At 60.7% G+C, this 22,284-nt stretch carries 19 protein-coding genes and 1 tRNA gene; 14 read left to right on the forward strand and 6 right to left on the reverse strand.

Features of this window, described 5'->3' with window-relative positions:
• Window positions 1-17 precede the first annotated feature (17 nt).
• The 3 genes from CQ12_RS24435 (at window position 18) to CQ12_RS45210 (ending at window position 1,950) form a co-directional block, all read left to right on the forward strand.
• A complete protein-coding gene (locus CQ12_RS24435) occupies window positions 18-932 on the forward strand; it encodes a polyphosphate kinase 2 family protein (RefSeq protein ID WP_057837856.1) in 915 nt (304 codons plus the stop codon).
• A gap of 231 nt (window positions 933-1,163) precedes the next feature.
• Complete coding sequence (locus tag CQ12_RS24440; protein ID WP_057837857.1) at window positions 1,164-1,571, forward strand: RAD23 family protein; 408 nt, start codon at window positions 1,164-1,166, stop codon at window positions 1,569-1,571.
• Between the two features lie 136 nt (window positions 1,572-1,707).
• The gene (locus CQ12_RS45210; RefSeq protein WP_198164250.1) at window positions 1,708-1,950 is read left to right on the forward strand and encodes a hypothetical protein; all 243 of its coding nucleotides are present in this window, start codon (window positions 1,708-1,710) and stop codon (window positions 1,948-1,950) included.
• Between the two features lie 269 nt (window positions 1,951-2,219).
• Here CQ12_RS45210 and CQ12_RS24450 read toward each other — a convergent pair whose 3' ends face one another.
• The gene (locus CQ12_RS24450) at window positions 2,220-2,645 is read right to left on the reverse strand and encodes a nuclear transport factor 2 family protein (RefSeq protein ID WP_057837859.1); all 426 of its coding nucleotides are present in this window, start codon (window positions 2,643-2,645) and stop codon (window positions 2,220-2,222) included.
• Window positions 2,646-2,774: 129 nt separating this feature from the next.
• Between CQ12_RS24450 and CQ12_RS24455 the strand changes: the two genes are divergently transcribed.
• Window positions 2,775-3,347 carry a bifunctional transcriptional activator/DNA repair enzyme AdaA gene (locus CQ12_RS24455; RefSeq protein WP_057837860.1) on the forward strand — a complete coding sequence of 191 codons (573 nt, stop codon included), beginning with the start codon at window positions 2,775-2,777 and terminating at the stop codon, window positions 3,345-3,347.
• 46 nt (window positions 3,348-3,393) lie between these two features.
• Here CQ12_RS24455 and CQ12_RS24460 read toward each other — a convergent pair whose 3' ends face one another.
• A complete protein-coding gene (locus tag CQ12_RS24460; RefSeq protein ID WP_057837861.1) occupies window positions 3,394-4,908 on the reverse strand; it encodes a CYTH and CHAD domain-containing protein in 1,515 nt (504 codons plus the stop codon).
• Window positions 4,909-5,345: 437 nt separating this feature from the next.
• Here CQ12_RS24460 and CQ12_RS24470 point away from each other — a divergent pair, with 437 nt between their 5' ends.
• The 6 genes from CQ12_RS24470 to CQ12_RS24500 all read left to right on the forward strand — a co-directional run bounded on the left by CQ12_RS24470 (window position 5,346) and on the right by CQ12_RS24500 (window position 11,697).
• Complete coding sequence (locus CQ12_RS24470) at window positions 5,346-6,905, forward strand: 2-isopropylmalate synthase (RefSeq protein WP_057837863.1); 1,560 nt, start codon at window positions 5,346-5,348, stop codon at window positions 6,903-6,905.
• A gap of 800 nt (window positions 6,906-7,705) precedes the next feature.
• Window positions 7,706-8,707 (forward strand): TRAP transporter substrate-binding protein, encoded by a 1,002-nt coding sequence (locus tag CQ12_RS24480; protein WP_057837865.1) that lies wholly within the window; start codon window positions 7,706-7,708, stop codon window positions 8,705-8,707.
• Between the two features lie 128 nt (window positions 8,708-8,835).
• On the forward strand, window positions 8,836-9,411 hold the full coding sequence (locus tag CQ12_RS24485) for a TRAP transporter small permease (protein ID WP_057837973.1): 576 nt from the start codon (window positions 8,836-8,838) through the stop codon (window positions 9,409-9,411).
• Window positions 9,408-10,733: a TRAP transporter large permease gene (locus CQ12_RS24490; protein ID WP_057837866.1), complete on the forward strand. Its 1,326-nt coding sequence runs from the start codon at window positions 9,408-9,410 to the stop codon at window positions 10,731-10,733. Before CQ12_RS24485 ends, CQ12_RS24490 begins: the two co-directional genes overlap by 4 nt.
• 132 nt (window positions 10,734-10,865) lie before the next feature.
• Window positions 10,866-11,444, forward strand: a complete 579-nt coding sequence (locus CQ12_RS24495) for a Spy/CpxP family protein refolding chaperone (protein ID WP_057837867.1) — start codon at window positions 10,866-10,868, stop codon at window positions 11,442-11,444.
• Window positions 11,445-11,621: 177 nt separating this feature from the next.
• A tRNA-Lys gene (locus CQ12_RS24500) sits at window positions 11,622-11,697 on the forward strand.
• A 396-nt stretch (window positions 11,698-12,093) separates the two neighbouring features.
• On the opposite strand, the gene selD is transcribed toward CQ12_RS24500, so the two are convergent.
• Both selD and CQ12_RS24510 read right to left on the reverse strand, forming a co-directional pair.
• The gene (gene selD / locus CQ12_RS24505) at window positions 12,094-12,621 is read right to left on the reverse strand and encodes a selenide, water dikinase SelD (RefSeq protein WP_083519466.1); all 528 of its coding nucleotides are present in this window, start codon (window positions 12,619-12,621) and stop codon (window positions 12,094-12,096) included.
• 188 nt (window positions 12,622-12,809) lie between these two features.
• Window positions 12,810-13,829 carry an AraC family transcriptional regulator gene (locus CQ12_RS24510; RefSeq protein ID WP_157088454.1) on the reverse strand — a complete coding sequence of 340 codons (1,020 nt, stop codon included), beginning with the start codon at window positions 13,827-13,829 and terminating at the stop codon, window positions 12,810-12,812.
• A gap of 276 nt (window positions 13,830-14,105) precedes the next feature.
• Between CQ12_RS24510 and CQ12_RS24515 the strand changes: the two genes are divergently transcribed.
• From CQ12_RS24515 to CQ12_RS24530, 4 genes are read left to right on the forward strand one after another with little or no spacing between them, the layout of a single operon-like run.
• On the forward strand, window positions 14,106-14,354 hold the full coding sequence (locus tag CQ12_RS24515) for a 2Fe-2S iron-sulfur cluster-binding protein (RefSeq protein ID WP_347337444.1): 249 nt from the start codon (window positions 14,106-14,108) through the stop codon (window positions 14,352-14,354).
• Between the two features lie 16 nt (window positions 14,355-14,370).
• On the forward strand, window positions 14,371-15,615 hold the full coding sequence (locus CQ12_RS24520; protein WP_057837870.1) for a cytochrome P450: 1,245 nt from the start codon (window positions 14,371-14,373) through the stop codon (window positions 15,613-15,615).
• Between the two features lie 49 nt (window positions 15,616-15,664).
• Window positions 15,665-16,942 carry an MFS transporter gene (locus CQ12_RS24525; protein ID WP_083519468.1) on the forward strand — a complete coding sequence of 426 codons (1,278 nt, stop codon included), beginning with the start codon at window positions 15,665-15,667 and terminating at the stop codon, window positions 16,940-16,942.
• Between the two features lie 3 nt (window positions 16,943-16,945).
• A complete protein-coding gene (locus CQ12_RS24530) occupies window positions 16,946-18,097 on the forward strand; it encodes an acyl-CoA dehydrogenase family protein (protein WP_057837872.1) in 1,152 nt (383 codons plus the stop codon).
• A 720-nt stretch (window positions 18,098-18,817) separates the two neighbouring features.
• Here the strand turns inward: CQ12_RS24530 and CQ12_RS24535 are convergent.
• Together CQ12_RS24535 and CQ12_RS24540 are read right to left on the reverse strand one after the other, a co-directional pair.
• Window positions 18,818-21,931 (reverse strand): proton-conducting transporter transmembrane domain-containing protein, encoded by a 3,114-nt coding sequence (locus tag CQ12_RS24535; protein ID WP_057837873.1) that lies wholly within the window; start codon window positions 21,929-21,931, stop codon window positions 18,818-18,820.
• The gene (locus tag CQ12_RS24540) at window positions 21,925-22,284 is read right to left on the reverse strand and encodes a sodium:proton antiporter (RefSeq protein WP_057837874.1); all 360 of its coding nucleotides are present in this window, start codon (window positions 22,282-22,284) and stop codon (window positions 21,925-21,927) included. The genes CQ12_RS24535 and CQ12_RS24540 overlap by 7 nt, the downstream gene beginning before the upstream one ends.

The following is a 22,284-nucleotide window of genomic DNA, read 5'->3' on the forward strand; positions in this document are numbered from 1 at the left end:
ATGACGAGGAGAGATAGATGAACAAGAAGCCCTCGAAGTCGCTCGCGGATGAACTGAAACCCTATGTCGCCCCGTTCCGCTACGACGGCTCCGGCGAATTTCATTTGAAATCGCACAAGACCAACGAGAAGGGCGGTCTCGACAAGGACAAGGCGAAAGAGATCATCGAGGCCAATCGCGAGCGGCTCAGCGAATTTCAGGAAAAGCTCTACGCGCAGGACCGCTGGTCGCTGCTCCTGATCTTCCAGGGCATGGACGCCGCCGGCAAGGACTCCGCAATCAAGAGTGTATTCGAGGGCGTCAACCCGCAGGGCTGCGAGGTCACTTCATTCAAGCAGCCGTCGAGCCGGGAACTCGACCACGATTTCCTCTGGCGCAGCACGATCGCGCTGCCCGAGCGCGGCCGCATCGGCATCTTCAACCGCTCCTATTACGAGGAATGCCTTGTCGTGCGCGTGCACCCGGAGGTCCTCGCCAAGCAGAAGATCCCGCAGCAATTGGTCACCAAGGACATCTGGAAGGAGCGTTTCGAGGACATCTCGGCGATGGAGCGCTACCTCGCGCGCAACGGCACCGTGATCCTGAAATTCTTCCTCAACGTCTCCAAGGAAGAACAGCGCGAGCGTTTCCTCGAGCGGCTGGAGGACCCTGCCAAGAACTGGAAGTTCTCGCTGGTCGATATCGGCGAGCGCGCGCTGTGGGCAAAATATCACGCCGCCTATCAGGACATGATCCACCACACCTCGGCCAAGGCCGCGCCATGGATCGTCGTCCCCGCCGACCACAAATGGTTCGCCCGCGTCGTGATCGGTTCGGCGATCGTCTCAGCGCTCGACAAGCTCGATTTGCATTTCCCCGAGGTCGACAAGGCCGACCGCAGCGAGTTCGCCAAGGTGCGCGAGGCGCTGCTGGCGGAAGAAAAGGCGAAGTAGGGTGGGCAAAGGCGCGCAGCGCCGTGCCCACCATTGGTGCCGAGTAATCCGGACGAAGGGTGGGCACGCTGCGCTTTGCCCACCTACAAAATTCCGGATCGGCCGGCTTCTTCAGCGAGAACCCGGGCAGATCGTAAACAAATATTAACCAAACAGGGGCGTTGTAAACGAATTATTAACCAATTGGGTTCGGGATTGGTCGTGCGACAACCCGCACCAACGGAGAAGCTGATGGATACCCCAACATCTGCCGCACCCGACGAAAAAACGCCTTCGGCGGAACCGGCTTTGGCGACACAATCCAGCAAATCGGAACCGCAAGAGAAGTCGAAACCCGCTGGCGCACTGGAGGTCAGTGCCGAACGCATCAGCTCGTCCGTCGCCCGGTTGACCTCGAACTCGATCGACGAACTTCAGGGGCTGGTTTCCGAGCTGCAAAGAATGCAGGACTTCCTGAAGTCCGAGGTCAACAACGTGCAGCGCCAGATCGACAGCGCCTTGGCCGGAATCAACATCATCGTCGAAACGATCAGTCCCTGGAAAAGTATCGCGGCCTCGCAAGCGCATCCATCCGCCATGCGCAACGTCCGCGCAGGCGGGCCGGCGGCCAATGTTGAGCAACGCATGCGCGTCGGGTAGCAACGCCGGGCGCCACTCGTGGATATCTGCGGTGTACGGTGCGCACGAGAGAATGAACGCCGCATCGCCACCGCCACGTCACTAAATCGCCTGGCGACTCAACGACTGCTGTAGCAGCGGGCCGCGGGTGATGCGCGTGGGTGTAGAAGTGATGCGTTTTGTGTCCAATTTAACTCCGGCCACGGGCGGGCTGATTCTGGTCGCACTGCTCGTGCTTGGCGCGGTCGTCGTTCAAAATGTCGGGACGGCTGAGAAAGGCGGTGCGGTCGTCACGGCGTCCGAACACGATGGGCGCCGCACGCGCAGCAGGGCAGAGGACGGTGTCCCGGTTACTCCTGACGTCGGTGGTGTCAAAGGACTGAGAGGATCGCTGCCGTAAGGCACCTTGTTGGACAGGCGCCGCGGAATGGTGCGCACGCGCACTTTGCCCAGCCTGCGGCTCCGCAGCCCGCATGAGCGCAGCGAGATGCGGGATCGTCGCTGCCGGTGTTCAGCCTCGGGCCCGGATATCGCTGCGCTCATCCGGGCTACGGGAGCCGCCAGAGTAGGGTGGGCAAAGGCGCACCTGCGCCGTGCCCGCCACTCGTTACGCGTGGTGTCGTTCGAATGGTGGGCACGCTTCGCTTTGCCCACCCTGCGGCCATCGCGTTACGCCGCGGCTTCTCCGAAGATCATCTGCCAGCCTTTTCGCGTGTCCATGTATTCGCGAACCTGTTTGATGCGGCCGCCTGCGACGACAAAGACGAAACAGTAGTCATTGTCATAATGCCGTCCTTCGGGGAGTGTCGCCCGCATCCGCTCTTCAACGATCACCGAATCGCCATCGGCATGAACAGCGCGGAACGAGATATCGATTTCGGAGAACAGGCGGTGCATCTCGGAGGCGATAAAGCGCGCGATCTGGTCGGGGCCGATCATGTGATCGGTGTGGTCGAGCGCCACCGCCGTTGCATTGCGGGCAGGCGCGATCCATTCGGCGTCCGGCGTGAAGAGGGATGCGATCTGGCCGGCGTCGCGTGTCGAGAATGTCTTCCAGGCGTTGAGGACGACGTCCTTGGCGGTCGGATTGTTCATGCTGTTGCCTTCAGTGGGGAGTGGAGCCGATCGCCGATGTAGAACGGTCCGACCCTGGCTGCTGGCCGGAATCGGACCTCATCACCTCCAGCCATTTTTTCCGGCCGCCCGATGCGGTAGGGTTCGCGGATGCTGAGTTTCGATGTTTGCAATGCTGCGCGGCTGCGGCGCGACGCGCGCTATGACGGCCGTTTCTTCACGGCGGTGCGGACCACGCGGATCTATTGCCGCCCGGTCTGTCCGGTGAAGCATCCATTGACGCGCAACGTCACCTATTACCCGACGGCCGCCGCCGCCGAAGCGGCGGGATATCGGCCATGCCTGCGCTGCCGCCCGGAGACCGCGCCATTCTGCCCGGCCTGGAACGGCACGCGGTCGACGGTTGCGCGGGCACTGAAACTGATCGAAGGCGGCGCGCTGGAGCGCGGATCAGTCGTCGCATTGGCGGAGAGGCTGGGGGTCACCTCCCGCCATCTCGCCCGGCTGTTCGAGCGCCACGTCGGGGCCAGCCCGCAGCAGGTCGCGACCACCCGCCGGGTGCAGCGGGCGAAGCGACTGCTGGACACCACCAGCGACACGATGACGGAAATCGCCTTCCGCGCGGGCTTCGGCAGTGTGCGCCGCTTCAATGCTGCCTTCGCCGATCTTTACGGCCGCTCGCCATCGAGTCTCCGCCCCAAGGGGCGCGGGCGACGAAATTGACAAGGTATCCAGTCGCGTCAGCCCCGCAAGCGTGTGTAAGACCGCATCAGGCAAGGGCGGAAAGATGGCGTAGCGCCCGCAGTTCCTTCGCCGCTGCTTGCATGAGCGGCCTTGCCTGTTCATCTTCGCGGCCAACGATGATGCCGGAAACATAGGCTCGGGCGCGCCTGTCTTGCGGTGGCGCCTTGAGCGCCGCTTCTGCGGCCATCTTTCGATCCGCAACGAAGTCGTTCAGCGAGCCCAGAGCATCCTGGATCTTCTTTGCATGTTTCGATAGAAGCGCGAGCGCCTTTCGATCACGTTTGCCGGGGAAGAGACTTTCGAAGAACTCTGCCGCGTACCTGATCTTCTTCATCCTGATCCGGAACTTGTGCCGCTCGGGCGCTGTCAACTCTTGCAGCTTTCCGGCGTCCTTTTGCGCCTTCCTGATGCGCCGATCCAGCAGCTTTGCGGCGAATTTGCCAAGTTCGCTGTTTGCGGCGTCCGTCCGTCCGTGCTGCGCCTCGATCCACTCGAGCACATCGACGAGTAGCGCGCGGCATCGCGGCGAATCCACGGCCCTCCTGGCCTGCTCGAGCGCTTCGGTGCGCTTTTCGGCGAACTGCCTGGCAATGGCCTTGCCGCCCCGGCGCGGGGTTATTTCGCGGGCGACCGGACCAATCTTCTCCTCCAGGAAGACGTCAAGCTCGCGCGCGCGGGCGAGTTCATTTGTCAGCCACCTGAGTTCTGTGTTGATCTCTTCGGCTTTCGTCTCAGGCAATGCCTTGGAAAACAGCGAAATGGCGGCGCGCAGGCGGCGCAAGCCTACGCGCATCTGATGCACGCCTTTCGGATCAAGGCTGCGGACAGCATCAGCGTTTCCCGAAAAATGGCGAAGGGCGGAGCGCGCAATGGTTTGGAAGCCCTCGATGGCTGTCATTCGCTTCCCAAACTCGATTGGTTCGGCGAAAACAGCCTGAGCGCGCTTGCCCTTGACGAGATCATAGCCAAGGTCTGCCTTCGCTCTCAAACAAAGCTCGGCCGCGAGCTTTCGCTCCAGCACCTTCGCGACGCGAAACAGGTCGCTTGCCGGACCGCTTTTCAATTCAAGTTCAATCTCCTCGATGCGGCCTGTGTGCCCGGCCGCGACGATCCTGCCGCGATCAATGGCAAGTTCCAGTTCGCTCCGTTTGGTGCGGACCGGCATGATGATGCGATGTACCGAGGTCTCGAAGATCGGCTTCAACTTGCGCCGCAGCTTGTTTGAGGCCAGCCGTTCAAGCGGCGTGCCGTCCGCCTCGTCAAGATCGGGAGTGCGACCTGCTATCTCGGTTTCCCACTCGCCACGGCCGAACCGCGCGCCAGACGTCTTCTTGATCGTTTGAACGTGCTTGCCGTCCGTTTGCCTCACCCGGAGCAGAAGTCCGCGCCGTTTCAGCTTGTGTTTTGGGGTGTCGAAGTAGGTCGACAGCAAGTCGCTCTCGGAGCGCTTGCCAATTTTGCAGCCGGGCACGGTCAATCTGGAGGAGGGCCCGAGATGGCGCTTGGGCATACGGAGCTTGATTTCGGTCTCAACGCCCATTGGCTGTTCGCTTCGAGCTATGGGCTGGTAACGCCGGAAAGTGCTTTCTGCTCCTGGGGCCGCTTCGCCGCCGTTAGGTCACCCATCCTGACCATCTTTTGGCATTGCGGCCGGCCATATTTCTCGTCTAGAACAACCCCGGAACGCCCCCGCGGCAACGGACCGTCAATGGTTTTGGCCGAGATTTGGGCGTCCACAAGGGTCTGGCAATGCTGATTCGCAGCGAAAAGTCGGGAGTTTTGGGTGGAGCCGCCAAGGCTGCCCCCGCTCGTCCGGCTGCGTCCGCGCCCACCCTCCTTATTGGCGGGCTTCTGCTTCTTATCGGCCCCTGAGGGCCGTCTGGGCATTTGCGCCTGGGCACTCAGGGGTTTTGAGCGAGATCACCAGACCCTTCAGCGCCACTTGAAGCGGCGCAAGACCCAAAGGAATACAGAACCATGACCACCGCCAACAAGTCCGAGAAGGACCGCGTCATCATTTTTGACACCACGCTGCGTGACGGCGAACAGTGCCCTGGCGCGACCATGACCTACGAGGAAAAGCTCGAGGTCGCCGAGATGCTGGACGACATGGGCGTCGACGTCATCGAGGCCGGTTTCCCGATCACCTCGGAAGGCGATTTCCAGGCGGTCAGCGAGATCGCCCGCCGCTCCAAGAACGCCGTCATCGCCGGCCTGTCGCGCGCCCATCCGAAGGACATCGATCGCTGCGCCGAGGCGGTGAAGTTTGCCAAACGCGGCCGCGTCCACACCGTGATCGCGACTTCGCCGCTGCACATGCGCGTCAAGCTGAACATGACGCCGGAGCAGGTGGTCGAGCTCTCGATCGCCAACGTCACCCGCGCCCGCAACCAGATCGACGACGTCGAATGGTCGGCGGAAGACGGCACCCGCAGCGAGATGGACTTCCTCTGCCGCATCGTCGAAGCCGTCATCAAGGCCGGCGCCACCACGGTGAACATTCCCGATACCGTCGGCTACACGGTGCCGGAGGAGTACACCCACTTCATGCGTACGCTGATCGAGCGCGTGCCGAACTCCGACAAGGCGATCTTCTCCGTCCACTGCCATAACGACCTCGGCATGGCGGTGGCGAACTCGCTGGCCGGCATCGCCGGCGGCGCGCGCCAGGTCGAATGCACCGTCAACGGTATCGGCGAGCGGGCCGGCAACGCCGCGCTCGAAGAGATCGTGATGGCGATCAACGTACGCAACGACAAATTCCCGTGGTGGAACAGGATCGACACCACGCAACTGACGCGCGCCTCAAAACTGGTATCGGCGGCGACCTCGTTCCCGGTGCAGTACAACAAGGCGATCGTCGGCCGTAATGCCTTCGCGCATGAAAGCGGCATCCATCAGGACGGCGTGCTGAAGGACGCCTCGACCTACGAGATCATGCGGCCCGAAATGGTCGGCCTGAAGCAGTCCTCACTGGTGCTGGGCAAGCATTCCGGCCGTCATGCCTTCGTGCACAAGCTGGAAGAGATGGGCTACAAGCTCGGCCCGAACCAGCTGGAAGATGCATTCGCGCGGATGAAGGCGCTGGCCGACCGCAAGAAGGACATCTACGACGAGGACATCGAGGCGCTGGTCGATGAGGAAATGGCGGCCTCGCATGATCGCATCAAGCTGACCTCGCTGACGGTCATCGCCGGCACCCATGGTCCGCAGCGCGCCACCATGAAGCTCGACGTCGACGGCCAGATCAAGATCGAGGAAGCCGAAGGCAACGGCCCGGTCGACGCGGTCTTCAACTGCATCAAGGCACTGGTGCCGCACGAGGCCAAGCTGGAGCTGTATCAGGTCCACGCCGTCACCGAAGGCACCGATGCGCAGGCCGAAGTCTCGGTGCGTCTCTCGCATGAGGGTCGCTCCATGACGGCGCGCGCCGCGGACCCGGATACGCTGGTCGCCTCCGCAAAAGCCTATCTCGGCGCACTCAACAAGATCGTCATGAAGCGCCAGCGCGACATGCCGGCACAGGCGGCGGGCTGAAACAATCCCGCTCGATCCCCGAGTAATGAAACACGGCGCTCTGAGCGCCGTGTTTTGTTTTGAGCGACGCGATTGTAGGGTGGGCAAAGGAGCGCCAGCGACGTGCCCACCATCCATCACCGTGCACGCTGCTCGATGGTGGGCACGCTTCGCTTTGCCCACCCTACGATCCCTGCGAACTGATCTGCTTTCCGTGCAAGCGCATTTTCAACGCGCAACTGCGACAAGATATCCCGAAAAGAGCCGTTCTCCGGGAAGAGCACGAAGTAAGCCGTAAAGCCATTGCGCAGGGAAGGCCGGAGTGTTTCCGCCGAACCTGTATGCTCGTGTGCGCTTTTTGCCATGCGCAATGGCACGCGAGACCGCGGGTGTGGCAAGCACCCGGTCTTCCCTGCGCCCTCTGAATGGAGGGGGCGGAAAGTTAAAAGCAAACCTCGGGCGCAACGCGCCGCGAGAATGCGAAACTGTATCGACCGTCATTGCGAGGAGCGAAGCGACGAAGCAATCCATCTATCCCCGCGTTGAGGCGTGGATTGCTTCGCTCCGCTCGCAATGACGGGGAGGGACCTGAGGAGCCTTTCGTTACGGGGAAAGCAGACATGCCGAAGGTTTATTGGACGCGGCGTGCGCGCGTCCGGCACGATCCGCCTGAATCGGGAATTTTTTGCAACGCAGCAAACGGCGTCAACAGGCCCCTTCTAACGGGCAATGGCAATTCGGTCGGCTTGTCTATATTGGTGCATCTGGCATGCAAGCACCGGAGCCGCGTCGCGAGTTCCGGGACAATAACGGGAGGAAACATGCGCAAGCTGATTTTGGCCGCAGCATCGATCGCGGCGCTCGCTCTGGTCGGACCCGCTGCGGCGCAATCGCCGATCGTCATCAAGTTCAGCCACGTGGTGGCAACCAATACGCCGAAGGGGCTGGCGGCCGAGAAGTTCAAGGAACTGGCCGAGAAATACACCGAGGGCAAGGTCAAGGTCGAAGTCTATCCGAATTCGCAGCTCTACAAGGACAAGGAAGAGCTGGAAGCGCTGCAGCTCGGCGCGGTGCAGATGCTGGCGCCCTCGAACTCGAAGTTCGGCCCGATCGGGGTCAAGGAGTTCGAGGTCTTCGATCTGCCCTACATTCTTCCCGATCTGAAGACGCTGCGGAAAGTGACTGACGGTCCGCTCGGCGCCAGGCTCCTGAAGCTGCTCGAACCGAAGAGCATGATCGGTCTTGCCTATTGGGACAACGGCTTCAAGCAGATGTCCGCCAACAGGAAGCTGGTGGCGCCTGCCGACTATCGTGGCCTGAAGTTCCGCATTCAGTCGTCGAAGGTGCTGGAAGCGCAGTTCCGCTCGCTCGGCGTGGTCCCGCAGGTGATGGCGTTCTCGGAAGTCTATCAGGCGCTGCAGACCGGCGTCGTCGACGGACAGGAGAACACCTGGTCGAACATCTATACCCAGAAGATGCACGAGGTGCAGAAGTACATCACCGAAACCAATCACGGCTACATCGGCTATGTCGTGGTCACCAACAAGAAGTTCTGGGATGGCCTGCCGGCGGACGTCCGGGCCAATTGCGAGAAGGCCATGAAGGAAGCCACCGCCTACGGCAACGCCCAGTCGCAGAAGGAAAACGACGACGCGCTCGCCGACATCAAGAAGACGGGCAAGAGCGAGATCATCAAGCTCACGCCCGAGCAGGACGCCGCGATGCGCAAGGCGATGGAGCCCGTCTACAAGGATGTCGCCGGCCGCGTCGGCCAGCCGCTGATCGACGAGTTCCTGAAGGAGACGAGGGGCGCGACGAACTAGGTGAATGTTGATTGGGCTTCCGTGCCACGGCACGGAAGCCCTTCGCATTTTTCGGGGCGAGCGGCGCGAGCCGCGCAGGATAGGGTAGGTGAGGGTTGTCAGAGGCCCAGCCTGAAGGGGGAACATTGATATTGCTTCGCATCCTCGACCGGCTTGAGGAGATATTGATCGCGACGCTGATGGCGCTCGCAACCCTGCTGATCTTCCTCGCCGTGTGCCATCGCTATCTGCTCGGCATACCCGTCCTCTTCCCGATCCTGTTTCCGATCAACCTGTCTTGGGCGCAGGAGCTGTGCATCTACATGTTCGTGTGGGTGGCCAAGTTCGGCGCCGCCTATGGTGTGCGCACGGGCATCCATGTCGGCGTCGACGTCGTGGTCAACCAGCTCAGGTCGCCCTGGCGTAACTATGTCGTGCTGTTCGGTTTGCTTTGTGGCGCCTTCTTCACCGTGGTGATCGGCACCATGGGCGCGAAGTTCGTCTACGGGCTCTACCATACCGACCAGGTGTCGCCCGACCTCGAGATTCCAAGCTGGTTCGTCTACCTCTGCATTCCGCTCGGCTCCTATCTGATGTGTTTCCGCTTCCTGCAGGTGGCATATCACTACTTCTTCACTGGTGAATTGCCGCATCACGACCACGCCCATGTCGAGGGCGTGGACGTCGACGAGCCCGGTGCGGGCGCTGCGGGGGTGACGCGATGACCTCGGTTATCATCTTCGGCCTCCTGATCGCGCTGATGCTCACGGGCATGCCGATCTCGATCGCGCTCGGCCTCACGGTGCTCACGTTCATCTACACGATGACCAACGTGCCGACGGAATCGGTGGCGCTGAAGCTTTTCACCGGTATCGACAATTTCGAGATCATGGCGATCCCGTTCTTCATCCTCGCCGGCAACTTCCTCACCCATGGCGGCGTCGCGAGACGCATGATCGATTTCGCGAGATCGATGATCGGCCACTGGTATGGCGGGCTGGGGCTTGCCGGCGTCTTGGCCTGCGCGCTGTTCGCCGCAGTGTCGGGCTCTTCGCCCGCTACCGTGATCGCGATCGGGTCGATCATGCTGCCCGCGATGGTGAAGCAGGGTTTCCCGAAACGCTTCGGCGCCGGCGTCATTACCACCTCGGGCGCACTCGGCATCCTGATCCCGCCGTCGATCGTGATGGTAATCTATTGCGTGGCAACCGGCGGCAACATTGCGCTCGATCCGGCCGGCCAGCGCGTCTCCTCCGCGTCCGTCGGCCAGATGTTCATCGCCGGCGTCATTCCCGGCCTGATGCTGGCGACGCTGCTCGGCCTGACCACCTTCTACCGCGCATGGCGCAACGATTATCCGAGGCTGCCGAAGGCGAGCTGGGGCGAACGCATTACTGCGTTCCGCAAATGCGTATGGGGCCTGCTGCTGATCCTGATCGTGCTCGGCGGCATCTATGCCGGAGTCTTCACGCCGACCGAGGCCGCGGCGATCAGCGCCGTCTATGCTTTCGTGATCGCCGTGTTCGTCTATCGCGACATGACGCTGCGGGATGTGCCGAAGGTGCTGCTCGGCTCGGCCAACATGAGTGCGATGATCCTCTACATCATCACCAACGCGGTGCTGTTCTCCTTCTTGATGGCGAACGAGAACATTCCGCAGCAGATCGCCAACTGGATCACCTCGATCGGCGTCGGCTGGATCGTGTTCCTGCTCGTCGTCAACGTGCTGCTGCTGATCGCCGGCAACTTCATGGAGCCGTCCTCGATCGTGCTGATCATGGCGCCGATCCTGTTTCCGGTGGCGGTTAAGCTCGGCATCCATCCGGTGCATCTCGGCATCCTGATGGTGGTCAACATGGAGGTCGGCATGTGCCATCCGCCGGTCGGGCTGAACCTCTATGTTGCGTCCGGCATCGCCAAGATGGGTATCACGGAGCTTACGATCGCGGTGTGGCCGTGGCTTCTGACCATGCTGATCTTCCTCGGCATCGTCACCTATGTGCCGGAGATCTCGCTGTGGCTGCCGCGAATGCTCGGCATGCTCTAGCCATGCCGCATTGCACCGGGTCAAACGGAGGGTGGATTACATCTTGGTAAGGGAAGCCTCTCTTGCCAATCCTTAAGTTGAACACGGCCCGGGGCCGGCTCATCTTCAGGCAACCTTTCACAGGAGGTTCGCATGAGGAAGTTCGCCATCGCAGCGGTTGCGGTTCTCGCCATCGCCGGCTCCACCGCCGTCTACGCCCAGCACCGCCATTGGGGCTATGGCCATATGCGGATGAGCCCGGAGGACCGGGCGGCTTTTGCGGACGCGCGGATTGCCGCCGTTCATGCCGGCCTCAAACTCTCGGCCGAGCAGGAAAAGCTGTGGCCGCCGGTCGAGGCCGCGGTCAAGGAGTTCGCCAAGCTCAGGATCGATCGCGCCAATGCGCGGATGAATGCGTCTCGGGACGATTCCAGCCAGCAGAAGCCGGACGATCCGGTCGCCCGGCTGCGTGACCGGGCCGAGACCATGGCGGCCTCGGCGGCGGCCATGAAGAAGATCGCGGATGCGGCCGATCCGCTCTACAAGACGCTGGATGACAGCCAGAAGCGCCGGCTTGCCATCCTGACCCGGATGGACCGGTTCGGGAGCCGGGAAGGCTGGCGCCACCACCGGTTCGAGCGCGAAATGGGCCGGGATCGCGACTTTGACCGGCATCGCAACCGCTATGAGCGGGATGGCAGCCCGGACCGCGGCGGCCCCGAACGGCTCTGATGCGCCCCTGATCGGCCCCGGGTCCCGACATCGGCAGAAGCCGCTGATATCCAGCGGCTTTTCGCCATTTCGGAAAGCCACCAAAGCCCGGGAAAACTTCACCCGGCTTGCTGGACATCGCGGGATCGCTTTGCTAAACGACGCCCCTCGCAAGGGTTTTCCGGACCTAAAGCGTCCGGGCGCATAGCTCAGTTGGTAGAGCAGCTGACTCTTAATCAGCGGGTCCCAGGTTCGAGCCCTGGTGCGCCCACCAATCCTTTCGAAGACTTAGGGCATTTTCGGATCAGAACGGGCTTTTCAGTTGGGAGGACGGCTTGATCGTTCTGAACTTCTGAGCGCTTCTCCTTCGTTTCTGTACGTTCGCCATGAAGTGCAGCGCTCAGGTCAATTGGTGCAGATCGATTGCGAGCTCGTCGTAGATTGGGATACTAAGGCGCGCAGATAGGACAGTCCGACGGGCGCAGCTCGCCCGGAACCACAACCGGAATGTTCGGGTAGGGGGTTCGAGTTGCTCCCCTGCTACCAAACAGATGATTCTGCACGCCTGCTTACGATTTCGTGCGCTCGACGGTGGCGATCGAGCTGGCCCGTACTTGTGACAGATTTCGATACCAGACCGCGATTGCAGAGTTCTGACGGATGGAAGCCGCTACACGCCGATCCTTACAACGGGCGGTCCCGCCTCCACGCGACCAATGACGCGCGCCTCGGCGTATCCTTCTTCCCGGATCGTCTCCAGGATGCCTTGCGCTTCCGCGGCCTCGCAGGCCACCAGCAACCCGCCGGAGGTCTGCGGATCGGTGAGAAGGTGGCGCTGCCAGTCGGCGCAGTGAAGAGGCAAGGTGACACTCGCACCATAGCTTGCCCAGTTGCGGTGCGAGGCGCCGGTGACGCATCCCTGTTGGGCTAGCTGCGCTGCCTCCCTGAGGAAGGGCAGGGCCTTCATGTCGACAACGAGCGACACTTTCGAGCCGCGCGCCACTTCAAGGGCGTGTCCGAGCAGGCCGAACCCTGTCACATCGGTCATGGCATGCACGGCGCTGTTTGCGCCAAGCTTCGCCCCCACCTTGTTGAGCCGCGTCGTGGTCGCGATCATATCGGCGTAGCCGCTATCGGGTAGCTTATCCTTCTTGATCGCGGCGGAATAGATGCCGACGCCGAGCGGCTTGAGGGAAATCTAGGCCGAATAGCTTGCTCGAGCCGATCCCGACCAGATGCCGTGTGATCAAGCCGACTGCGCCACCAGATCGTCGCTGCGGCCGACCAATTGCACCGTCGGAAATTCGCCGGCTTATCCGCGAGATGAGCATCGCCAACCCGTTGTGGGGAGCGTCGAGAATTCATGGAGAGCTTCTCAGCTCTTCATCAGGTGATTTGACCGTGCATCCTGCGCCACGCGGTGGCATTGGTGCCAAAATGAGATAAAAACCAACGCGAAAACGTGGCCAAGCTTGAAAAGCCAAGCAACTGCGCCGTCTCGGTGAGCGATCTGCTTTCCGTCCGGATGTGCCGTTGCACCAGCTCGAGGCGTACGCTGTTGACGATGGCCGAGAAAGTGGTGCCTCGCGTGGCGAGGCGACGACTCAGGGTACGACGATCGATCCCTAAATGACGCGCCAACAAATCGCTGGTGCATCGCCCCGACGGCAGCAGGGCGAATACGAGTTGCCGTACGGTCGCATCGATCAAGACGGCGGGTTGGGCCATCGCGTCTTCCAGGTAGTGACGCACATAGCGCGCGATAACTGGATCCGCGGTGGTAATCGGTGCGTTGAGGTCGTCCGTTCGCAATGCGATCCCATTGAACGCGTCATCAAAGTAAGGGCGCGATTTGAAGAAACTGTTGTGGGTGGTGCGCCCTTTTGGTGATGAATGGGAGAAGCTTACGTATTCTGGCGACCATCGATCACCTGCGAGCGCCTTTAGAGTACGAAACACAATTCCGACGATGAGTTCTATCGTCTGCCGCGCGCTGCCCTTCGTCGCGAGCATCAACTGAACCCCGACGCTTCCAATATCACCTCGTTCGTCGATCGTGAGAATCAGGGTCTCAGTGTGAAGCCGGAAATGGCGCTCGAACAATTTAAGGGCGTCTCGAAGTGTAGGCTCTTCGCGCGCGACGAGGCCGATCGGTCCAAGATGCGCGAGACTGCGCTTTGCGGCCATGCGAAGCCCGAAATCTTCGGCGCCGGCGGCAAGGGCCGAGCGCTCCAGCAGTTCGAGGACTGCTGCCGTGGGGATGAGTACATCCGGATCAGATAGGTCTAGTCGGTGCAGGCCGACGCCTTTGGTTAGTCGATAGGTGTCGAGGCCAAACGACTGTGCCACATCAAAGTAGCCCGTAAGGATCGCGGCCCGGAAGAGATTTGCGGGAATGGCCATCATGGAGCCCTCGGCATCCCTTCGGAGGTACCGGACCTTAGCGCCAAGCGCCCCAAATTGCAAAGCGGCTGCCCCGGTAAGCAAAACGTAGCCGCTATCGGTGGCCTATATGCGCGCCAATTCCAAGAAGCGATTTCAAGGCAGCCAGGCTTGGACCGGCGGCTTCGTTCATCGCCCGATCAACTCGCAAACATTGGGAGGATTGCCGTGCCGAAAATCCATTTTCTTGAGTTCGGAGGACGCGAACATCTGATCGAAGTCCCAGCCGGAACCAGCGTGATGCAGGCGGCCGTGGACAACAATGTGCCAGGAATCGACGGTGACTGCGGCGGCGAATGCGCCTGCGCCACCTGCCACGTCTATGTCGAGCCGGCCTGGCTGGAAAAGACTGGCGAGCGAACAGTCCCCGAAGACGAACTCTTGAATTTTGCGTCGACGGCGCAGGAGAATTCGCGGCTCGCCTGCCAGATCCGGATGGATGATGCCCTGGATGGTCTCCGGGTCCGTCTGCCGGAAAGCCAGCACTAAGGCGAGGAGATCTGCGATGAGCACACTGGCTGTCAATCGGGCCCAATATGAGGCGCAGGCGGTACCGCTGGATCGAATCGATGTGAGCGATCCCAAGCGCTTTCAGGACGATACCGTCTGGCCGTATTTCGAGCGCTTGCGTAAGGAAGACCCCGTCCACTTCTGCAGGGACGGCATGTTTGGCCCCTATTGGTCGATCACCAAATATCGAGACATCATGGCGGTCGATACCAATCACAAGGCATTTTCTTCCGAGGCCGGCGGCATCATCATCGTCGATCGCAATGTGGGTGAGCGATTTCCTAACTTCATTGCGATGGATCCTCCCAAGCACGATGAGCAGCGCAAGACCGTCAGCCCGATCGTCGCGCCGGCCAATCTCGCCAATCTTGAAGGGCTGATCCGCAGCCGGGTCTGCACGATCCTCGATAGTCTGCCTCGTCAGGAAAGCTTCAACTGGGTCGACAAGGTCTCGATCGAGTTGACGACGCAGATGCTCGCGACTCTGTTCGACTTTCCCTTTGAGGATCGGCGGCTGCTGACGTACTGGTCGGACGTGGCAACCACGTTTCCGCAGGCTGGCCAGCCGATCGATACTTGGGAGAAGCGCGACGCCATTCTGGCCGAGTGCTTGGCGTATTTCACCCGGCTTTGGAACGAGCGCATCAACAAGGCGCCAGGCTCCGATCTGATTTCGATGCTGGCCCATTCGCCTGCGACGCGCAACATGCAGCCGCGCGAATTCCTCGGCAATCTCATTCTCCTGATCGTCGGCGGCAACGATACCACGCGCAACTCGATCACCGGCGGGCTTTGGTTCATGAACCAGAATCCGGATCAGTTGCAGAAACTCCGCAACAATCCCGCCCTCATTCCGAGCGCGGTTTCCGAGATCATCCGCTACCAGACACCGCTTGCGCACATGCGCCGGACCGCTGTTCAGGACGCTATAGTCGGGGGAAAGCGTATCCGCGAGGGTGACAAGGTTGTCATGTGGTACATTTCCGGCAACCGCGATGAGGAAGTGATCGAGAACGCGAACAGCTTCATCATCGATCGCAAGAACCCACGGCAGCATCTCTCATTTGGTTTCGGCATTCACCGCTGCGTTGGCAATCGCCTCGCAGAAATGCAACTGCGAATCCTCTGGGAAGAGATTCTAAGGCGCGAACTGGATGTGAAGGTGACTGGAGAGCCGGTGCGGGTGCCGTCGAACTTCGTGCACGGCTATTCATCGCTGTCGGTCCGCATATCAGCCTGAGCGTCCAACGCGCCCGTTCGAAGCAAACAAAAGAATAAGGGAGGAATCGATGTCGGATCAAAGAACGGCTGGAAAGGCCTGGGTCATGGTTGCCCTGCTTTTCGGCTTCATGATGATTAACTTCGCCGACAAGGTCATTGTTGGCCTGGCCGGCGTTCCCATCATGACAGACCTGCAACTGACTCCGAAGCAGTTCGGCCTTGTCGGTTCGAGCTTCTTTTTCCTGTTTTCGGTTTCCGCGATCGTCACCGGGTTCCTCGTCGACCGCATCCATTCGAAATGGGCGCTATTGGCGATGGGGCTGATATGGGCGCTGGTCCAGTTTCCGATGCTGGGCAAGGTTGGTATCGAAACCTTGATCGTCTGCCGCATTGTGCTCGGTGCGGGTGAGGGGCCAGCCTATCCGGTGGCGCTCCATGCCACCTACAAGTGGTTTCCGGACGACCGGCGCGCACTTCCTGGCGCCATCATTTCTCAGGGAGCATCAATCGGCGTTATCATCGTCGTTCCGATCCTCACCTGGATCATCACCAACTATAGCTGGCATTATGCGTTTGGATCTCTTGGCGTCGTTGGACTGCTCTGGGTGCTGCTCTTTGCCATTTTCGGAGAAGAGGGACCAGATGTTGCGGCTCGCTCGGCCAAGGCCGACACTCTGGACCGGCTTCCTTACCGCTCGCTACTATTGAGCCCCACGAATCTTGCTTCCTGGTGCAGCTACTTTGGCGCCTATTTTGGTCTGGCTCTGGTGCTCTCCTGGTTCACACCGTGGCTGATCAAGGCGCTGGGCTTCTCGCAGTCGGTGGCAGGTCAGTTGACGGCTCTGCCCTTCCTGGTCGGGTTCTTTGTGGTGATCGGCGGGGGCTGGGTTTCCGAATCGATGATGCGCAGGGGATACTCAAGCCGAGCAGCGCGTGGCGTGCTCACAGGCGCAGCCCTCATTGTCGGTGGGCTTGCTCTCCTGGCCGCGCCCTTTGTCGCCAGTGTCGCGCTGAAGATCGTTCTCGTTCTAATCGGTGTCGCACTGCCATCGATTGTCTATCCGATTTCTCCGGCCATCCTTGCCGAGATAACGCCGCCTAGTCAGCGCGGCGCCATGCTGGGCATTAATAGCGCTGTGGGCACGTCGGCAGGTATCATCGCCCCCTACTTGATGGGAAGCGTTATCGAAGGGGCTGCCTCGACGGTCGAGGGCTACAGCCTCGGGTTCTCGATCTGCGGGGTGGTCACGCTCGTTGGCGGTGTCATAGGGCTGCTTTTCTTACGTCCGGAATCGCAGCGCGCCCGCTTCGATATAGTCAAGTCCGCGGCGGTCCAGGCAACCTAAGCAATGATCACCAATACCGAAAAGCTCGATCGCCTGCTGGGCGACATCAAGACCTTTGTCCGCGAATTGGGCATTCCGGAAGAAGATCGGGTCGAGGCCGAAGACAGGGTTCCCGACCACATTGTTGTCGCGGCGCGACGTCTCGGCACATTCGGATGGAGCATTCCGAAGGAGTATGGCGGCAGTGGCCTCACGACCGAGGAACTGGCGCTCGCCTTCATCGAATTGTCCCGATGCTCGGTGGCCTACCGGGCCCATATCGCCACCAACGCCGGTATCGGCTCCGAAGGATTGGTCCAGGACGGAACGGAAGAGCAGAAGCGCAAGTACCTTCCAAGGCTCGCGTCAGGCGAGATGCTGGGCTGTCTTGCGCTGACAGAGCCGGACGCAGGCTCGGACGCGATCGCCTTGAGCACGACGGCGCAGCCGACTGGCGACGGTCAGTACGTTATCAATGGCAAAAAGTGCTACATTACACTTGCTCCGATCGCCGACCTCTTTACCGTTTTCGCACGTACCAATCCCGATGATCCGAGCGCGTCGGGTATTAGTGCTTTCCTGATCGAACGCGGTACACTTGGCCTCGAGCCTGGAGGTTCGACGCCGAAGATGGGACAGGAAGGAGCCCCGATCGGCGAAATCGTCCTGAACAATTGCCGGGTACCAGCAAGCGCCATCGTCGGCGGCGTGCCGGGGCGTGGCTTCAAGACGGTAATGAAGGCGCTAAATAAGCAGCGCATCAATCTTGCGGCGCTTTGTACCGGACCTGCCATTCGGATGCTCGATGAGGCAATCGCCTACGCGCGGCGACGGGAACAATTTGGTCGGCCGATTGCTGATTTCCAGTTGGTGCAGGCGATGCTGGCCGAATGCAAGGTCGAGATCGAGGCTGCCCGTGCCCTGATTGTCGAGACCGCGCGAAAACGCGATCGGGGCGAGGACGTCACAATGGACGTCTCCATATGCAAATATTTCGCTACCGAGATGTGCGGCAGGGTGGCCGATCGGGTAGTCCAGGTCTTTGGCGCGCAAGGATACGTGAAAGGTACTGGCATCGAGCGCTTCTACCGAGACGTTCGGGCGTTTCGCATATATGAGGGAACTAGCCAAATTCACCTTCTAAATATCGCCAAGCGGTTGCTGCGATCGAACTAATGCGACCCTCGTCGCCGCCGCTGGAACGGGGGGCGATGGGCACTGCGTGGCCAGTTTGGGAGTCCAGTTAGCACCACGACATTCCCGTCCACGAAATACTTCCTTCGTTAGATGTCGAGGGCTGGACCTAGCTCAAACTTCCTCATGATGGATTGGAGCGAGAGTAGAGTTCCTTCAAGTGCTTAGGATGGCGTGTGTGCATGACGTGTGCAGCGGAAGATCAAGAAAAATCTCGTGAGGGCAAGCGTGGGAAGTCATCTTTTGGATGATATGACGTTCGCGGAAGTCGCAAGCGAAGGTACTCGCGCACGACCGGGGAGTGACAATGCCCCTTATGAGCAGAGTTCAGTGTTCGGTCAGTCACGAAGACTTATGCAAACCGCAATGAGGACAAACGCTGTCGGGGGTACGAGTCGCTCCAGTCACTCGACCCCCGACGCCTCGGATGCATCGATCTGACAACCCGGACGCGCGCTCACAGTTGGATTTTTCGCTGTAAGCCATTGATCTCTAATGATCAGATCTTGTCTCAGTTGGAAAAATTCTCTTGAGAAATCAAGGTCAGCAGCGTGTCTCTTAATCAGCGGGTCCCAGGTTCGAGCCCTGGTGCGCCCACCATCGCGAGCATTCATCTTCAATAAGTTAGAGCGGAGCTTCCCGAGAACAAAACGGGTCTCGTACGACGCGTTGACGGAGTTCGCTTGAGATACGCGCTCTGGTTTAGTCGACCCCCGCCCACAAATGGCGAACGCCGCCTGCGGCCGCGTACAGAGCAATAAAGTAATACAAAATGTAGAGGTTATAGGTCTGGCCGTTGCCCGTGTAGAGGATCCGGATCCTCTCGGCCGAGCTCGTGGTGGCCTCGGTCAATCCGCCCCAGAGCGCGCCGGCCCATGGAGGCGTCAGGACTGTGAAGACAGTCGTGAGGCCTTTGTAGAGGCTTGATCGTGTGCCACCGATCTCGGCATTTGCGATGGCTGACCACCAGCCGCTTCGTTGCAGCAACCAGAACAATCCGAACAATATCGTGGATGCGATCACGGCGAGCGCCATGACAGGTACCGGATTCCAGTAGCCGTAGATCATCTCCAGCGACATGCCCTGCCACACCAGCGTCGATGCGAATTGCGGATCGATCGCGTTGGAGAGCGGGGTGATCAGCAGTTTCGGGAAGAATGACATCAGGAAAATGCCGGCGATCAGCAGGGTCTGCGGTATCAGCAGGGAAATCGGCGCCTCCGCCAGGGCGTCATGTGCAGCCTTCCGAGGTCCGAGAAAGATCGCCTGGATGAAGCGTGCCATGTATATGAAGCCGACAAAGGTCGCCAGCAGAGTCATCAGCGCCGGCCCGTACCAGCCCTTCTCCATCATTGCGCTCAGCAGCAGCCATTTGCCGCCGAAACCGGCGAGCGGCGGTAGACCGGACATCGCGACAATCGCGATCGCAGCCGCTGTGAATGTGACGGGCATGACGCCGGCAAGACCGCCGAGTTCGACGATCGACCGCTTCCCCGTTCGCAAGATGATCGCGGCTGCGACGAGGAACAGGATGCCCTTCACCAGGAGATGATTGGCAGCGAGGTAGAGCGCCGTAACCCAGCCGAGATGGCTCATCAGTGCGATCGCCGCCACGATGTAGCCAAGCTGGCTCATGCTGGAATAGGCGAGCATGCGCTTCAGATCGTCCTGGCGCGCGGCAAGCATGGCGCCGGCCAGCGTGGTCAGCATGCCGATCCAGCCCACGACGAGCGCCAGATTCAAGCTCACGTCAGAGCGGATCGCGACGTAGGTTCCGACCAGCAGTCCGAAAATCGACACCTTGCTGATGACGGCCGAGAGCAGGGCGGATACGTCGTCATCGGATTCCGCATAGGCGCCCGGTAGCCAGACATGGACCCCGATGGCGCCGGCCTTGATCAGCAGGCCGATGGCCAGCAGCACAAAGACGGGAGCGCTGTCCGGGCCCGCCACGCGCAGCGCCGATAGCGACACGCTGCCGGTCTGCGCGTGCAGTACTGCGAACGCGCATAGCAGGAAGAAGGCCGCGGCCAGCGAGAACAGCAAATACTGCAGCGCGTGGGACGCGGCCTCGGTCCTTTGCAGGATCAGGAAATAGGAGGATAGTGTGATCAGCTCCCAAACGAAAATGAATTCAAGGCTGGTCGTGGCGCGCGGCAACGCCGGCAGCGACAGCAGCATGACGGCAAGCAGCGGATAAAAACCCGAACGGCGGTCCGTGCGGGCGAGGCAGGCGATCGACAGAACAAGGCCGCCAGCGAGAAGGAGCATCGCAAACAGAAAACTTATGCCGGACAATTCGAGAATGAGCCGGCCTCCACCAACGGTCACCAGAACGAGCACGATCAGATACTGCACCCGGCTCGGCAGCCGAGCGAGCATGTATAATACGAGGCCTGCAGCAAGCGGCATGTACGCCCACAGTGCGGCAAGGCCGGCAAGTTTGCCGGCGACGTACCCGCTGACCACAAGAAGGAGAGCCATTCCGAAGATTGGAAATAAATCAGCCTGGCCGTGGGACACGCCGTCCGCCTCGGCTGGAGAGTTAAGGGCGAGGCCAAACCAGCGGAACATGTAGGCCGCTTCGAGCAACGATCCTACCAGCACGATGGCGATCCAGACGTAGAGATCGCCGACTGCCAGGGTCATGACGAGTTGCCATTTCGCCCAGAATCCCGGGAATGGCGGCAATCCTGATATCGCGACGATCAGTATGCCGAACGTCAGGATCGCTCCCGGCCGTCTGGCGAGGACCGCCCAATCTTGCAGGCGTTCCTTGCCGACGTAACCGGCCAGCCAGAAAAGTCCGACTTTGGCGAACAGGTGATTGATGAACAGCCCGCCGACCACCAGGAACATCGCATTGTCGGCGTTGAGTCGGTAGAGCAGGGGCGCGGCGATGGTCAGCAGGCCCATCTGGCCGATCGAAGAATAGCCGAGAAGACGCTGTGCGTTCGTCTGTTGGAGGCCGATGAGGTTTGAGAAGACGAATGTCATCGCGCCCAGGGCGGCGATAAGTTCCAGCTGGTCCTCGAACAGGGGCAATAACTTGAGAAGGGCGAAGAAGACGCCCGCCGAAACTCCGCCCGAGATCATCGCGGCAACGTCACTGCGCGCCGTCTCATAGACGTCGAGGCCCCAGCCGTTTGCGGGGAAGGGCTTCAGCTCCAGCAGCAGGCACGCCAGCAGGAAGATGAGTGCGGCGAAGCCGATCGGACCTGTGATCGAGGCGCGCTTTGCGATCAGTTCGTCGATGTTCAGGATGCCGGTTGTGGCATAGAGCAGCAAGGTGCCGATCAGGAAGAAGGTCGACGCCAGGACGGTCGCCATGAGAAACTTGAACGTCGCCGACAAAGCCGCGTGTGCGTCCCGCAGGCCGAGCAACCCATAGGTCGCGATCGAGACGATCTCCAGGAAGACGAACAGATTGAAGAGATCGCGGGTCATCACCATGCCCTGGATGCCCATGACCAGCAGCAGGTAAAGCAGCATCGTTCCGTACCTTTCGCGCGCGACATAGGCGACGCCGAAAAGCGCGACGAGATTGACGCTGAAGGCGAAGAAACTTTCGGCGAGCCCCATGCGCAGATTGATCGCATAAGGCGGCTTCGCGCCGCCGGTCAGGATCTCAGTGGGCGCGGCGCCGTTCAAGAGGACGAACAGTGCGTAGCCGGAGATCAGCGTCATGGCCGCGAGCGCGACGATAAAGGCGGCGGCTGTCCAGGATTTGCCAAGACGATAGAACAGTGGAATCAGGAAGCCGCCACCCAGGCCCACAATGAAAATGTTGAGTGGGTGGAGCAGGCCCTCTACCATTTCGACTCCGTGAAGGCGTCGATTGATAGTGTTTTCCTGCACTCATAGAGCCGTATTGCATAGGCCAGCATGACCGCCGTCACAGCCATGCCAATCACGATCGCGGTGACGGCGAGTGCAGACGGTACCGGGTCGACGGCACGTGATGTCGCTTCCGACACACTCAGCGCGCGGTCGATGATCGGTGCTGTGCCGTTCGCCACGTATCCGATTGCGACGATGACGATATGGGTGCCGGTTCCCATCAACGAGAATCCGATGATGATCCGCAGGATGTTGCGGTGTGTGAGCATGCCCCAAAGTCCGATCAGGACGAGGAGAAGCCCTGTCGTCAGAACGATCCTCGAAATCAT

Source organism: Bradyrhizobium jicamae, from assembly GCF_001440395.1.
GTDB classification, from domain to species: Bacteria; Pseudomonadota; Alphaproteobacteria; order Rhizobiales; family Xanthobacteraceae; genus Bradyrhizobium; species Bradyrhizobium jicamae.